Origin of the sequence: Bacteroides sp. 3_1_23 (assembly GCF_000162555.1) — a bacterium.
GTDB classification, from domain to species: Bacteria; Bacteroidota; Bacteroidia; order Bacteroidales; family Bacteroidaceae; genus Bacteroides; species Bacteroides ovatus.
On record NZ_GG774949.1, the window covers coordinates 1,229,593 to 1,245,095 of the forward strand.

11 protein-coding genes are annotated in these 15,503 nt (G+C 39.7%); 1 reads left to right on the top strand and 10 read right to left on the bottom strand.

The window, feature by feature from the left end; all coding sequences use genetic code 11:
• Nucleotides 1–28: 28 nt before the first annotated feature.
• Genes HMPREF9010_RS19580 through HMPREF9010_RS19560 form a run of 5 tightly spaced genes read right to left on the bottom strand, consistent with a single transcriptional unit; the run spans nt 29 to nt 6,062 of the window.
• A complete protein-coding gene (locus HMPREF9010_RS19580) occupies nt 29–1,033 on the bottom strand; it encodes an energy transducer TonB (protein WP_232284316.1) in 1,005 nt (334 codons plus the stop codon).
• A gap of 4 nt (nt 1,034–1,037) precedes the next feature.
• Nucleotides 1,038–1,655: a radical SAM protein gene (locus HMPREF9010_RS19575; RefSeq protein WP_008647354.1), complete on the bottom strand. Its 618-nt coding sequence runs from the start codon at nt 1,653–1,655 to the stop codon at nt 1,038–1,040.
• On the bottom strand, nt 1,652–4,822 hold the full coding sequence (locus tag HMPREF9010_RS19570) for a UvrD-helicase domain-containing protein (RefSeq protein ID WP_008647356.1): 3,171 nt from the start codon (nt 4,820–4,822) through the stop codon (nt 1,652–1,654). Before HMPREF9010_RS19570 ends, HMPREF9010_RS19575 begins: the two co-directional genes overlap by 4 nt.
• An 8-nt stretch (nt 4,823–4,830) precedes the next feature.
• Nucleotides 4,831–5,457 carry a YhcH/YjgK/YiaL family protein gene (locus HMPREF9010_RS19565; RefSeq protein ID WP_004308167.1) on the bottom strand — a complete coding sequence of 209 codons (627 nt, stop codon included), beginning with the start codon at nt 5,455–5,457 and terminating at the stop codon, nt 4,831–4,833.
• Nucleotides 5,454–6,062 (bottom strand): RNA polymerase sigma-70 factor, encoded by a 609-nt coding sequence (locus tag HMPREF9010_RS19560; RefSeq protein ID WP_004300457.1) that lies wholly within the window; start codon nt 6,060–6,062, stop codon nt 5,454–5,456. The genes HMPREF9010_RS19565 and HMPREF9010_RS19560 overlap by 4 nt, the downstream gene beginning before the upstream one ends.
• Nucleotides 6,063–6,223: 161 nt before the next feature.
• Here HMPREF9010_RS19560 and HMPREF9010_RS19555 point away from each other — a divergent pair, with 161 nt between their 5' ends.
• Nucleotides 6,224–7,216 carry a FecR family protein gene (locus HMPREF9010_RS19555; RefSeq protein WP_004306246.1) on the top strand — a complete coding sequence of 331 codons (993 nt, stop codon included), beginning with the start codon at nt 6,224–6,226 and terminating at the stop codon, nt 7,214–7,216.
• Between the two features lie 333 nt (nt 7,217–7,549).
• Here HMPREF9010_RS19555 and HMPREF9010_RS19550 read toward each other — a convergent pair whose 3' ends face one another.
• Genes HMPREF9010_RS19550 through HMPREF9010_RS19530 form a run of 5 tightly spaced genes read right to left on the bottom strand, consistent with a single transcriptional unit; the run spans nt 7,550 to nt 15,271 of the window.
• The gene (locus HMPREF9010_RS19550; protein WP_032852461.1) at nt 7,550–8,500 is read right to left on the bottom strand and encodes a DUF4999 domain-containing protein; all 951 of its coding nucleotides are present in this window, start codon (nt 8,498–8,500) and stop codon (nt 7,550–7,552) included.
• Nucleotides 8,501–8,523: 23 nt separating this feature from the next.
• The gene (locus HMPREF9010_RS19545; RefSeq protein ID WP_008647359.1) at nt 8,524–9,723 is read right to left on the bottom strand and encodes a DUF1735 and LamG domain-containing protein; all 1,200 of its coding nucleotides are present in this window, start codon (nt 9,721–9,723) and stop codon (nt 8,524–8,526) included.
• Between the two features lie 8 nt (nt 9,724–9,731).
• On the bottom strand, nt 9,732–10,871 hold the full coding sequence (locus HMPREF9010_RS19540) for a glycoside hydrolase family 18 (RefSeq protein WP_004313624.1): 1,140 nt from the start codon (nt 10,869–10,871) through the stop codon (nt 9,732–9,734).
• Nucleotides 10,872–10,898: 27 nt separating this feature from the next.
• On the bottom strand, nt 10,899–12,449 hold the full coding sequence (locus tag HMPREF9010_RS19535) for a SusD/RagB family nutrient-binding outer membrane lipoprotein (protein ID WP_004313625.1): 1,551 nt from the start codon (nt 12,447–12,449) through the stop codon (nt 10,899–10,901).
• 17 nt (nt 12,450–12,466) lie between these two features.
• The gene (locus tag HMPREF9010_RS19530) at nt 12,467–15,271 is read right to left on the bottom strand and encodes a SusC/RagA family TonB-linked outer membrane protein (RefSeq protein ID WP_008647361.1); all 2,805 of its coding nucleotides are present in this window, start codon (nt 15,269–15,271) and stop codon (nt 12,467–12,469) included.
• Nucleotides 15,272–15,503: the final 232 nt, after the last annotated feature.

Sequence of the window (15,503 nt, forward strand, 5' to 3'; positions counted from 1 at the left end):
TTGATTCAGTTTTTTCTAATTCATATATTTATTGTGCCCGGAACATAACCGGAACGGTGAAATAAACGGCTACTTTAGTACCATCTTCCAGTTCTCCGGGTTTCCATTTGGGCATTTGGTTGATGACGCGTAATGCTTCCTTGTCCAGATAAGGATCTATGCCACGTGCAACTCTGGGTTTGATTATATTGCCTTCTTTGTCAATGATGAACTGAATTATAACACGTCCCATGCACATATCTCCCTGTGCTATTGTGGGATACTGGATTTTTTTTGCAAGAAACTGCATGAGAGCTTGCTGGCCTTCAGGAAATTGAGGCATAACTGGAACTTCCTCGTAAACGTTAGGATAGTTTATACGAGTATAAGTGATTCTCAATTCCGGGCCATACATCGCACTGAATGAGAGCATCAGATTGTATGTCACTTGTACTGTCTCATTTGCCAACATGCCAGGTGTCCAACGAGGAATGAGAGACATGACCCTTAATATTTCAGCTTCAACTTTGGGATGTGTCTTGCGAGTAATCTTTGGGTTGATAACTTGTCCGTCATGATCTATAGTGAATTGTACATCAGTGTATGTATTATTAGCAATACTATCTATTTCTGAATAACGAAGATTTTCTTTCAGAAATTCTATAAATTTTGCTATTCCTCCGGGAAATTCCGGTAGCTTCTCCGGACCATAAAAAGGAGCTTCTCCTTTCATGTCTTTTTCTTGTATCAGGCTGTCAGCAGTAATGGTCCAATTCATTTTAGGGCATTGTAGTGTTTCTGCGTTCAATGAAGTAGGAGGTATTATTGTAAGTATGCCAGTTGATAGTCCAAACAGAGTGATAGCCTTACCTACACGGCGTTTTCGTTCAAGCTGTTGCTCCAAATATCGAACTTCAGCTTCGCATTTGGGGCAAGTACCCAAACAATCTCCTTGATACTGACATTCAGAAGTAATGAATTCAATATCATTCGCTTCTGCTATCTGCCGACGAATCTCTTTTAAGATTTTACAGGTTTGTTTTCCTCGTGCCATGGCATTAATCATTAGGGGTTTTATAGGTGAATCGGTCGAATCGGGTGATTCCCATTTCTTCCAAAAGCTCTATGCTGTAGTCTACATCTTTCTCCGTATTATAAGAAGGAATGAGCGGTGTTCGAATGATAATTTTTCCGGCTTTGCCTTCTCCGATTAAATACCGGAGATTGCATAAAACCCTTTCATTACCTTTTCCGGTATATCGCTGATAAATGTCATTATTCATGTCTTTGATGTCGACGATATAATTATCTACAATAGAAATCAACTCTTCTACATTCTGTAGTGGAACATTGAGAGACGTTTCGACAGTGATTCTCCATTCCGGTCCGCAAAGTTGGCGAAACTGCCGGATGAACTCATTTTGCAATAATGGTTCTCCACCTCCAAATGTGACTCCTCCGCAGCTCGCCAGAAAGTAAAGTTCGTCTTTGCGTACTTCCTCGTAGAGTTGGTTACAATCGTATCTCTCCCAAACGCCATCAGGCTGTAGAGAAGTTGGATTGAGACAATATTTGCAACGCAACGGACAGCCATGGAAAGCAACTAATGTTGTAACTCCTTCACCGTCAATCGTTAGTCGATGGCGGGCAATGCCGATGAGAGGAACAGCTTTCATACTTTTTCTATTTTTTCTTCATCCACATACCACAAGTAGCCGGTGATATTCTTATATCCCATCTTGGTAAGAAGTTGCATATATCCTTTCACTTGTTTGTTATATTTAGGATTTTCCTTACCAAACTTGAAATCGACTACAACAACCTGATCGTCTTTCATCATTACACGATCCGGACGACGGGTTTGCAAAACTCCTTTTTCTTTATAGATAATAGCACATTCATTAAACAGTGTCCATTTTCCGGAATACCAATCTTGAATTTTAGGAGAAGAAAAAGCTTTCTTTGCAACTTCACGAGCCACTTTTTCTTTCTCGTCATTTCTGATAACTCCTTCAAAAATAAGCCGTTCGATGGCTGGATCAATATCTTCTGCTGTTTCGATGACAGAAAATAAAGTATGTAACATACGTCCGCGGTTGATAAAGCGGTCGTCCGAATCTTCTTCTTCAATGCCCTGAATGAAGTCAGCAGAGCGGTTGGACTGACGAAATTCAATATCATGCCGCATGGATTCCATCCGAATAGGGAGTTTCTCTGGTTTCTGGGTTAGCTTGTTTGTGGATGTCTTGATTCTTTCTTTTTCGGAAGGGCATAGTTGTCCTTGCTCGTAACAGTCTTCTTCCCAGTCAATCCCTTCTTCTTGGGCTACTATCGGTAGGGTGTTTGCCAATAGTTCGGACATGGTACCTTTTTGACTTTTTCTACTCCAGATAATGAGATTTTTTCCAGCGCGGGTAAAAGCAACGTATAGTAGATTGAGATTATCTACCCAAAGTTGAAGACGTTCTTGCAGGTAGTCGTTACCATAAATCGATTCAGCCATTTGGGTGGAATAGTTAATAGGAAGAATATCCAATGTATTGAATGGTGCTGTTTGCGGGGCACACCATACAAGCTGATTATTGGTTTCATTCTCCAGTTTCCAGTCGCAGAAAGGAAGGAGTACGGTATGGAATTCCAATCCTTTGGATTTGTGTATGGAGAAAATCCGGATACCTTCTACTTCTCCACTCGGAATTGTTTTACTGCATAATGTTTCGTCCCAATACCGGATGAATCCGTCTAGCTCGGAAGAGTTGCTTTGCAGATAATCGATCACCGCATCAAAGAAAGCAAATAAATAGGCATCCTGATCTTTGATAAGATTCATCTCAAATATGCTGAAAAGTTCTTCTAAAAGCTCATAGAGAGGCATTAACCTTAGTTCCTTTGTCTTTTCAAGAAAAGCGGCGGGAAGATAATTCTCGGCAGGGAGGAGTAGGAGAGTATTCCAATCCAGTCCTTTCTGTAAAACCTCGTTTTGATAGGCTACGGCCAGTTGGGCACGTGCTATTTTATTATTTTCATCGGAAAGGAATCGCAGTGCATCCAACATCATACAAATGGCAAGAGAGGCGTCAAGGCGGAAGGCTTCGTCTGATGCCACTTTATAGTGTAGCTCCTTATCGAAGTAGTCGGCGATTCGAGGAATGCTTTTATTTTTTCGTACCAGGATGGCTATATCATTCAGTTGTACTCCGGAGGTGAGGAGATGTTGCACTTCTTCTCCCAAGCTAATTAATGTCTGTTCGGTATAATCATGTTCTTCGTCGGGTTCGAGAAAAGAGACTTTTACATATCCTTTTTCTGTACTTCGGGGAGATTTCTGCACAACGTCGGCATAAGCTTTCTGCAGATCCTCACAATCCTTGCCTAACTGTTGCTTATATACTCCGTTCAGATAGTTGGCGGCAGCTGTGAAGATTTGGTTATTAAACCGGATAACATTGGTTTCACTTCTCCGGTTGGTAGCTAATGTCTTGACGCGGATCGGGAAATGTTCGATGTGATTATTCAGGCTGTTGAGAATTCCCCAATCGCCATTTCGCCAACGATAAATGGATTGTTTAACGTCTCCTACAATCAAACTGTCTGCTCCTTGAGACAATCCTTCCAGTAAGAGCAATTTGAAATTTCCCCATTGCATCCGGCTGGTATCCTGAAACTCATCTATCATGACGTTATGGATATTCGTTCCTATCTTTTCGAATACAAAAGAGGAGTCACCGTCTTTCACCAGTTGATGGAGCAGGGCATTCGTATCTGATAATAGAAAACGATTGTTGTCGTGATTCAACTGACGTACTTCTTCATCGATATTGGCGAGGAGTTGCACTTTGTTGAGATGTTGCAGGGATAATCGGCAACTATTCAGTAACAAATTATTCTTGGAACGTAACTTTTCAGCATCTTCCAGAATTTGCATGAGACTAGAGTTGGCTAAATTAATGATGTCCGCGTAGCGGGGAGAAGTCTTGGTTGCCCAGTTCTTTGCGTCTTCCAGACATTTTTCTACTGTAGCATTACGGATATCATTGCCTAAAATACCATTATTAAGTTTACGAAAATAACTTCCGATTCCGCGTGAACCGTTTTTCAGATCATCAGCAGTCAGTGCGTGTCCATCCAGTTCTCCTTCGAATTGGTCGTAGAATCCTTTCATTTGCTCCAGAATTTCCGTTTCCAGCGCTTTCAGTTGCTTGCGATACTCTTTGATGGTATCAGGGTTTCGTAACCGTTGCCGGAGTCCTTCTCCCTTTTCAATATAACCTTCATCGAAAATATTGCGTCCGAAACTTTTTACTTCGTCCGACACGTTCCAACGTTTATCGTCGGCAATTCGTTCGTTGATATAATCGAGTAACCATGCGAGAACGGGAGAAGTGGGTCCTAGTTTCTCAATCATGCTATCTACAGCGTCACTAAGAACTTCGGTGTTATTTAACTCAATATTCAGATTCGGGCTAAGTTCCAGTTCCCGTGCGAGATTGCGCATGACAGATTGAAAAAATGAGTCGATAGTCTCTACCCTGAACCGGCTGTAATCATGCAGCATATAGCTAAGGGCGACGCCTGCCGCTTCCCGTATCTCCTGTTCGGTTTTTCCTGTCTCTTCTTTAATTCGGTTGAGGTAGGCTTCGGAATCTTTATCGCCTATCTGTATGCCGTAAAGCTGACTAAGAATGCGTTCTTTCATTTCTGCAGTTGCCTTATTGGTAAAGGTGACAGCGAGAATTTGCCGGTAGGCGCGGGGATTGAGAATTAACAGTTTGATATATTCCACTGCCAGGGTAAATGTCTTACCCGAACCTGCGGAGGCTTTATAGACTAAAAGTTCACTCATGTTTCTGTTTATGGGATATATTCGATTTTAGCAACAATGACCCGTATGTCCTCCGGTTCTTTCCCTGCCTTTACCAATGCCTGATGAAAGTTTTTGGGGAAGAACATGAAGAATGTATCCGGAGTGGAATCTACATATTTTATTTTCTTGGCTTTGTAGAAAGTAACATCCGGTTTGTATTCAGTGATAGGCTCTGCATATTCTGCTGAAGTAATTCCGAAACGTTCGGTGCCTTTCACTACATATTGCAGATCAATACCATGGCGGTGTGCTTCGATTTTACGTTTACTGACATCTTGTGTTGTTGCATCCTGTACATTGATGTAACAATGTTCGCCATCCACTTCATATCGTCCGGCAGGCATATTCGCAAGGTCGTGGGTAGCTAGCCATTGGAAAGTCTTGTCCCACACTTTCTGGTTCTTATGATATTGTGACGCAAATTCCTGATAATCGGTTGTTTTATGAGGCATTGCCTTCAGTCCGTTTGCCCATTCTTGTTTTTGTGTCCATTGACGGGCTTGTTTAAGAGTCCAGTTATCAGCGGATTCTTGTGAACACACGTTTTCAGTGAAGAAGAAAAGAAAAAGTCCGATAAACAGGCTTGAACTACTAAATACAAATTTTGATTTCATGATTGTTCGAAAAAATTAGGTCCGAAAATAAGTATGAATAAAGGTAGATAGTCTTTTAAAGCTACTCGCAATAACTTTAAGGCTTGTCCAATCCTGTAATTAATCGTTTGTGGAGATACATTCAGCTTCTCGGCAATTTCTTTATGCGTCAGATGTTGATTGCGGTTCATCTCGTAAGCTTCGAGATATTCTTTCGGAAGTTTTTTTAGTGCTTCTTCATATAAACGGAAAAGCTCATCACTCAAATAGAAGTCCGGGTTATTGAACTCACTATCATATTTATCAACGATTTCCTGATGAACTTTTCGTTTGATCTCAAAATGGGAAAGACGGTTGAGAGCTTTGTTCTTGACAATCGTAAAAAGAAGTGTTTTGAGTGTCAACTCTTCCATAAGAGTGCAACGATTTTCCCACAGCCACATCATCGTTTCTTGTACAATCTCCTCTATTTCTTCCTGCTCACCTACATACTGGGAACAAAAAGCACATAGCCTACGGAAATAATGTCTGTAGACGACGTCAAAAACTTTTTCTTCTCCTGCTTTTAGGGCAGTGATAACGGACTTATTATTATTAATATCCAAATATATCGGAGATTGTGACATTCTCTTTTAATTTATGTAAGACAAAAATAATGAAAGAAGTAGATAAATGAAATAAAAATGCGAGAAAAAATATTTTTTTCTTTTTCTCTTTAGTATATTTGTGCTCACAACTGTATTACTACAAAGGTATTATAGTTTTTTTTGTAAAAAGATAAAAGAGCATGGATGAAACTATCTTGGTGAATTACCTGCAAGGTGAATGTAATGATGAAGAAGCTGCTCGGGTGGAAGCTTGGTGCGAGGAAGGGCCGGAAAACCGGAAAACTTTGGAGCAACTTTATTACACTCTCTTTGTAGGTGAGCGTATAGCGGTGATGAATACTGTAGATACAGAGGCGTCATTGGATCAATTTAAATCAGCTATCAGAGAAAAGGAGAAAAAGGCTAAGCGGAAAAGTATTTCAATCCGTTGGGGACGTTATGCTACTGTGGCGGCTGCTTTTCTTACCGGACTCGTTTTTGCCGGTGGAATTGCCTGGGGATTACTTTCTAATAAGCTTTCGGATTATGAGGTGATAACTGCTGCCGGACAGAGAGCGCAGACTGTGTTGCCGGATGGTAGTAAGGTATGGCTGAATGCATCTTCAAAAATAGTTTATCATAATTCTTTATGGAGTTCGGATCGTCAAATCGATTTGTCGGGTGAAGCCTATTTTGAAGTGTCTCATGATAAACATGCTCCATTTATAGTAAATAGTAAGCAAATCAAGACTTGTGTGCTTGGTACGAAATTTAATGTGCGTGCACGCCAAGATGAGAATAGGGTAGTGACTACCTTGCTTCAAGGACTGGTACGGGTAGATTCTCCGCGAACGGAAGAGAATGGTTATTTGTTGAAACCGGGACAGACATTGAATGTAAATACGGATACTTATCAAGCAGAGTTAATTGAATATAACCAACCTACAGATGTGCTTCTCTGGATTAATGGCAAGTTGGAATTTAAGCAACAGTCTTTATTGGAAATAACCAATATTATGGAGAAGTTGTACGACATCAAATTTATCTATAAGGATGAAGCATTGAAATCAGAACGGTTTACCGGTGAATTCTCTACTGATAGCACTGCTGATGAGATACTGAATGTATTAATGCATACCAATCATTTCTCTTATAAGAAAGACGGACGGATTGTCCGAGTGATGAAGAAATAAGAGATAGGTTAGTGTTTCTAAAAGGCTGTCTAATTAGATCTTGACAGATTAAGGTTTGTTCGTTATATAAAGATGTGAAGTGCTCCCAAAAGTTAGATACATAACTTTCTGGGGGCATTTCACATATATGTAGTGGCAAACTGATTGGAATGGGATTTGATTAGATAGTCTTTAAAACGAGAAATCACCCTCACTACATGACTGAACTGCACTCCTTAAGTTTTGTGTTCAACTTTTGGGGTGCAATTCATTGTAATGAGGGTGATTTTATGAACTTAAGGCCTGTTTGATAGCCTCTATTCTATATTTTTATAGTTATCTATTCATAAATACTTACTCACTTTTGGGTTCGTAAACATTAAATTCTGTAACATCCGTACGACCGTTTGTAGAGATAGTAATAATCTGATATTTCAGATATCGCGTAGTAATAGGAGAAATGAACGTAATATTCTGTGTACCACCGGAGATTGCTAATGAACTCAATGATTTCCATGTCGTACCATTTTCAGACTGTAATATTTCCACTTCTCTAGGAGCATATGCATTTCCCCAGTGATTCGTTTTGATGCCTGTTAAAACCTTAGTTTCTCCTAAATCAACGGTGAACCAGAAGCCTTTATTATTTAGAGCAACGTCAGTTCCAGTCTTGCCATCAATTAAATTATTAGGTGCGCCGTCTACTCCTTCTTCCACATTAACAATCCAACCTGCACGATTACTGATAAGTTGGCTATTGCTAGGAGTACCACTTTTTAGATTACAGTAGGCAGCTTTATTAATGATGACAGGTAAGATACTTAAATTACTGCTAATGACAGTGTTCTTATCATTGGTAGTTACATTACTGATTGATACACTGAAAGAGAAACTTGTTTTTTCCATGATACTGGCGAATATCGTTGGATCGACCGTTGCAGTGATTTCTTCAGAAGTCATCTGTCCTTCTTTGAGAGTAACCTGTGAGGAACTTAAAACGATCTGGCTTGCATCAAGCCCTTCTGTTTCACTTTTTGCACTTAATGCGATAACCATATCTGTAGAGACTGCTTTCTGTGTTTTTACAGTAAAAGCCATCTTAATTTCATCTCCTCCGATTCCATTCGCATCATGAGTCAGATTGAACTTTTTTACATTCCCCGATAAATAGTCATTTCTCTGTAGAGACACATACGTAGCATTCCACTCGTTAAAAACTTCTTCATCATCACTACAGGACGAAATGAATGGGACAAACAAGCCGAGTAGGGCTGCTATTGATAGTGATTGAAATATATTTTTCATATGTACATACGATTAAATTATTACTATTTCCATTCGGTAGATTTGTCTGTAGATAAAATACCGTCAATCCAGGTAGGAGTAGCAGAAGTTGTCAAAGTATGACCTTTACCGGTTGCATCTTCGAACACATTACCTTGTCCTTCATTGAATCGCCAATAAGCTTCCAAACCTACAGATTTAGGGCTAACTTGCGTCATGTTATTCTGAATTTGAGAAGCGGAACGAACTACGGACCAAATACGTGCTTCACTCATCAAAATTTTACAGTTTCCCCATCTACTATAAGAATCATCACCTAAGCAGAACCAATTTACATCAGAGAAAGTTGTAGCTCCTGTTGGTATACTCAACACACCCGAATCAACTCCGTTTATGTAAAGTCGATAGTTGGAACCATCACAGACCAATGCTAAATGTTGCCATTCGTTTGGCTTGAAAGAATTACTTGGATTCAAATAAAGCCGGTTACGTCCTACAATCTGTACTAATGAATGTGCCTTATAATTTTCATTGTCACTTTGAGGATCCTCAAAACGTAAAAGGATGAAGTTTGCATCATCTCCTCCGTTCTTAAAGACTGCACGGTCACGGTCAGCTGTGTTGGCTACCTGAAAACGAACCTCTATCGTATATTGTGAATACGTTTCGGGAGATTCTGTGAATTTATTAGCTTTTAAACTAGGAGCGCCAACAAACATTGGAGCTGAAAATTCGATAATACTTTCTGCCAAAATAACAAAGGTTCCGGTATTTTCCATCGGTGAAATACTTCCATCCTGCAATACAAGTTTTACAGGCAGTGCATATGATTCTCCTGACTTCATCATTTCCTGGCTAAAAGCTTTCAAAGCAATAGAAAGGGCATCAGTAGCATATTGTCCGGCTTTCACTGTAATGGTTTCCGGTAATGTATAATATCCTTCGGGCAACATTATATATCCGGTTCCATTTATATGGTTATAAGCATCCAATACTGATTGATCTGTGACCAGCTTATAGTGATTATCAGTAGAAGAAAGATTACTTAGATGCACATTTAAGGTAGTAAAGCTTTCTCCAGAAGCTTGTACTGTTACTTTCTGACTTGTACTGGAAAGAGCTTCTTCAATATAAGCATGTGTATCTAAAGTATCGTATTTTGCATCTCCACAACTTACTATACTTCCTAAGCCTGTTATGACTGCGGAGAAGCATAAAATTTTTATATAATTCATACGTTTCATAGTTTACATTAATTTTTAAGTAATGAATGTGATGACGGGTTCATAATTTGAATAGCACGGCGTATATTTTTATATTCTGGTGAAGTTCCATACTCTGCTTCCATATGATAGGTTCCTGCACCACCTTTACGGAATCCGTTACTTGGTTGCCAGCGTGCCATTCCTTCGAGAGATTTCATTTTGTTACCATAACGATCAGTGTAATCATATCCACCGTCCATAGCAGCATCGGTAGCCTCGAAATTCTCGGTCATGATGGTCATCTTCGTGATTTGTTCTTCAGACATGACACTGCTATACGTCTGAACAAGTCCTGCACCTGCTACGCCGCCTGTGATAAGACGTTTATCGAGTTTAGAATCACTGCCAGGACTACTATTATTGTAAGCCTGAATGATAAAATAGTCAAAATATAACCCGACTTCAGGTCTACCTGTTATGCTCTGTGGTTCGCCATCGATAACTAATAATTTACCAGTTCCTGATTTCGGACCGAAATATTTGCCTAGTTCATCAACAAATGCAAACATTCTATCGTCTTCGTCTACGATATTACCGGGGTTGCCAAAATTAGGTTCATAATCGATATCAAAGCCGTCGTAACCATATTTGTTTACTGTATCGGCAATGGCGCTTGCATATTTGCGAATGGATGCTTCTATTGCTTCCTTATTTGATTCATCGGAAGGCCATCCCCAAAAATCATTCACAGCTTCTTTTTCGGATGAAAATCCCATATTTTCCCAATTTTCACGAATATTCTGCGGAGTAATTTGATCGCCTACACTTCTGATAATAAAACACATGGTAAAACGAGTACCTTTAACTTGTTGGCAAAATTCCAGATCTTTTTTTTGAGCTTCTGTAATGTTCGACCAATTTCCCCAAATAGAAACAATATCTACACTATCAGGAATACCGGCTAAAGAACTTTTCATATAGGCACCTTCACCACTCCAGCCACCAAACCAACCAAATGCAACTTGGTGATCTGTCTGTTTATAGGCACGCAAGGCCGCATAATATTCATCCGATACGATCGATTCGGGAAAAGTTTTTGCTTCTGACTCCGTCCAGTCACTGCAACCGATCAATGAGGTCGTTGCCAGTGATATGAGTACAATGTATAATAAATAAATTTTCTTCATAAAAGTCCTTTTTATGCATTATATAAATTAGTTCTTTTTAGCCCACTTTAAGTCAGTAGCTTCGTTATCAGCACCGCCTAGTTCTGCTACTCCCAGATCATAATTGGCTTTATTGTTTTGTGCCTCTGTATAAGGGAAACTTAGACGACGCATACCGCGTTGGCTGCTCACACCACAATCTGATAGATTGTCGATACAAGGATAAAGTTCCGGATAACCTGTACGGCGATATTCAGCCCATGCTTCCAATCCTAATGGATAATTGGCGATCCATTTTTGAGTAATGACACGTTGGAAATTCTTTCCATTTACGTTGTCAGCCTCGCTGTCATCCCACATTACACTCACAGTATTGGTAATTGTAGCAGTAGCATTTTGCACAACATCACTTTCATGTGATACGACAGGAGCCTCGTCAATCTTCATGTATTCAGTGGCTGAAACCTGATATTGTTCCATTGATAAATTAATACCATCTTCGTAATAGGCTTTTGCTGTTTTAGAACCGACATTCCAACCACGCAATTTTCCTTCTGCACGTAAAAACGCTGTCTCTGCAGCACAGAAAACCATTAATTTAGAAGTTGCCGTATATGCAGGAATAGAGAATCCTGCTGCATCTGCCTTTTTAAAATCAGCATCTCCAGTACGCATACCTACATATTTATCTGTTTTCCCGGCAAGGGTAGACTTATTAAAGAACTTCGGCATACGTGGATCGCCATATGCATTCATATAATCTACAATATTTGCATTCACACGCAGATCACCCCAACTTACAGCTGCCAGTTGATAGGGATTACTCTGCGTGCCACAAGAAAGCATAGCATTATCCGAATTACTTTCAATCAATCCTGCTTTATGTGTTACTGCTGCTTCAGCTGCCTCTTGAGCAATGCCAGGCCATGTTCCGCTGATTCGCATTGCAACACGTAAACGCATTGAATTGGCTAGCTTAGCCCAACCTGAATAATTTCCATCAAAAACCGGATCATTGGCTCCCAATGGGGCATTACCATTTGTTTCTACATAATAGTTGTACAAAACATCGGCTGCATTGGCTAAATCACTTAATATACTGGTATAGACCTGTTCCTGGGTATCATAAGATACATAGAAATTACCCTTCTTTACTTGGCTGTAAGGCATCGGTCCATAACAATCCGCAACGCGAAGCATTGTTATTGCACGTATCATACACGCAAAAGCATAATAATGTCCCGTAGAATTTGTCGCTTCTTGTATTTGGAAAAAGTTTCCATATATTTTTTCAAACGGAGTGTTCCAGGGGGTAGCATTCCAGGCATCACTCTGATTGAATGTGCTGAAGTTTGTACCACTCCATGTGTTAGAACAGCATAGATAGCCACCTAACTGTCCCACCATCTGATCTTGCATTTGAGAGTCATTCTGCTGAATATTCACAATTGTTTCAATCATAGATTTCATCAAAGTCGCAGGGTCTGCATCATGAATTTGATATTGATTCGTATTATACTCCTCAAATTTATCGGTACAACTTCCTGCCAGTAACAACAGAGCGGCACCGACTGTGATATTTCTTAAATATTTTCTCATAACATTAGCTTTTTCTTTTAGAATTGAACTTTCACATTAAAACCGAAGTTACGCAAGCTGGGTTGCATAAAGTAGTCTACATTCATATAATAGTTACTGGAGGTAGAGGCAGACAATTCCGGGTCAAATGGGGCTTTACAATAAATCATCCATAAATTACGTCCTACAATACCCAAAGTAACATTCGCCACATTTTTAAACCATCTTTTAGGAAGTGTATAGTTTAGACTCAATTCCTGCAAACGTACATTGGTTGCACTATATAGATAATAACGACCGTAGCCACCTTCACCCGTACCAATAGTCTGGTAATACTTTTGGGCGTTAACTTTGCCGTTATTAATAGGTATACCACCATTATCACGAGCTGTTGCAGATGTTTCGGATACTCCATAATAATCTAAAATACCTTGAGTAGCCGAATAAGCTAATCCGCCTACACGGGCTGATAATACAACTCCTAAATCAATTCCTTTATAAGTGAAATGATTGGTCCATCCGAGGTTGAAATCAGCATCCAGATTACCTACTTTTACCGGAGTGTTTGATGAAGTGATACCCAGATTACCATTCTGATCGACTTTTATATTACCGTTATTGTCTTTTGTCAGCTGGTTGTATACATAGATATCAGTCATGGAACCTCCTTCTGTCAGGATGACGCGAGGAGCTACATTCTCTTTACCTAACCAACCCACATTCATTTCATCCATTTGGATAGCTTCTCCTGTCACAGGATTCACGCTACCGCTTGCCAGTCGTTTCACCTTGTTACGGTTTAGAGTGAAGGTTGCATTAGAAGACCATCCGAATCCTGCCCATTTATCACTGAATCCTAAAGCCAATTCAAGACCTTGGTTTTGCACGTTACCAGCTTGTACAATCGCTTGTTTATATCCGGAAGAAGAGGGAATATCTACCTTAAATGTTTGGTTCAGTGTGTTAGAACGATAGTAAGTTGCGTCTAAATTGAAACGGTTTCCCCAGAATTTCAAGTTCAAACCGATTTCCCAGGACTTAGTCTTTTCAGGTTTCATGTTGTCCATCGGGTAAACGGTCGGATTCGCCCAGTTATGTGTCTGGCTGTTGTATTCGTAACCCGGATTAGTAAGGAAACGATCGAAAGAAGAGGCTACCACTGTATATGAACCGCGTATTTTAGCATAAGAGATCACCTCGGGCAGTTTAACCATTTCTGATAATAAAGCCGATAAACCGACTGACGGATAAAAGAACGATTTTTGTTTGGAGAATGCGAGTTTTGAATCCCAGTCATTACGTCCGGTTACAGTTAGATACAGTTGATTTTTCCAACTTAATTCAGCACTGGCAAAAATACTTTGAATTTCATCTTCATATCCGGTAGGATCCGGTTTATAGTTGGCAGAGAAATTAATATTGTTGATCTGGAAGAAGTTGGGGATAACCAGGTCACCTGCAATATATAACTGATCCATTGAAGTATGATATATGGAAGCACCAACATTGGCTGTTAAATGAAAATCACCAAATGTTTTATCTATATTAGCCAGGAAATCGGCATATAAAGAACGTTCCTGACGCATGGCATCTTCAAAACCACCGCTTACACCACAGAATGTTGTTAATGTAGAAGCAGATTTTTCGTTTTTATTCCGGTAGTCGGAGTTGTCCAGATTGACACGACCGACAACATTGAGCCAATCTGTAGCCTGCCATTTCAAAGAAGCGTTCATCATATAACGTTTCTTGTTGGAGGTACGGTTGATGCGATTTTGTATCCAATATGGATTTTGTAATGACAAACTTGCATCACCATAAGGCCAATATTGTTCCATATAGCCGTAGTTAGTATTATAACGTTCATACAAACGAATTTCGTCAAAGTTGTCTCCACGAGGGAATAGATACAGTGATGGGAGAGGGTTATAATACTGTCCTTGAGAAACCATGTTTTTGTTGTTCTGAACGATATATTGTGCACCGATATCCAGAGTAAGTTTATCATTCAGGAAATGGGTGGTATTACGTGCCGTAAAATTATAACGGTTATAGGAGTTATTCGGAAGAATTCCACCGGAGTTAGTTGTAGAAGCAGAAAGATAGGTCTGGTTTTTGGTATTTCCTGTAGATAATGCTACCGAATTGATAACATTGGATCCTGTTTCAAAGAAGTCAGATGGGTTATATCGACGGTTTGCCAATTCTCCCCAGCTGAATAATCCGGAACTTGTACCATAACGGTTCTGCATATCCGGCATAATATATGCTTTAGAGAAAGTAGTACTGTTGGATACTGTTATGGTAGTTTTCTCTGTTTGGCCTTTTTTAGTAGTAATTAAAACAACACCGTTTGCCGCAGCAGAACCATATAATGCTGCCGCAGAAGGACCGGTCATCATACTAATACTAGCAATATCATCCGGATTTAAGTCAGCAACAGCATCTGATCCTCCCATCTCTCCAAATAATCCTTCGCCACCGCTTTTTCCTGTATTAAAAATAGGTACACCATCAATTACATACAATGCATTGTTATCTTTAGTCAGAGATTTCATACCACGCATAACAACACGTGTGGCACCACCAGCACCGGTTGCACCACTATTAATTTGAACACCGGCAACCTTTCCTGATAGTGAATTCATAAAATTGGCGTCCTTTACAGCTGTCAATTCGTCACCTTTTACCTCTTGTACATTATAACTTAACGCCTTAGTTGCACGCTTGATACCCAATGCAGTAACAACTACTTCGTCCAATACTTGCGTATCTTCTCCTAAGGTTACTTTTATAGGTTGTGCGTTGGCAAGCGTGATTGTTTGGGAGAAAATCAGTTTCATATACTTTCTCTAGATCCAATTCTTGTTAGATAAATAGATTAGATGTTCTATTTTTAAGATGTCAGGCTAAATACAATTGAGCAAAATCAATGAATGAAAGAAAAAGTTAGTAAGATTGCACATGAATATGCAGTAATTAAATTGTTTTTATTCATATATGCGGCATGAATATTCGATAAAAGACGTTTTTTCAGGAATGTTCCACACCGAGAATCACTTCGTTTCTCGGTGT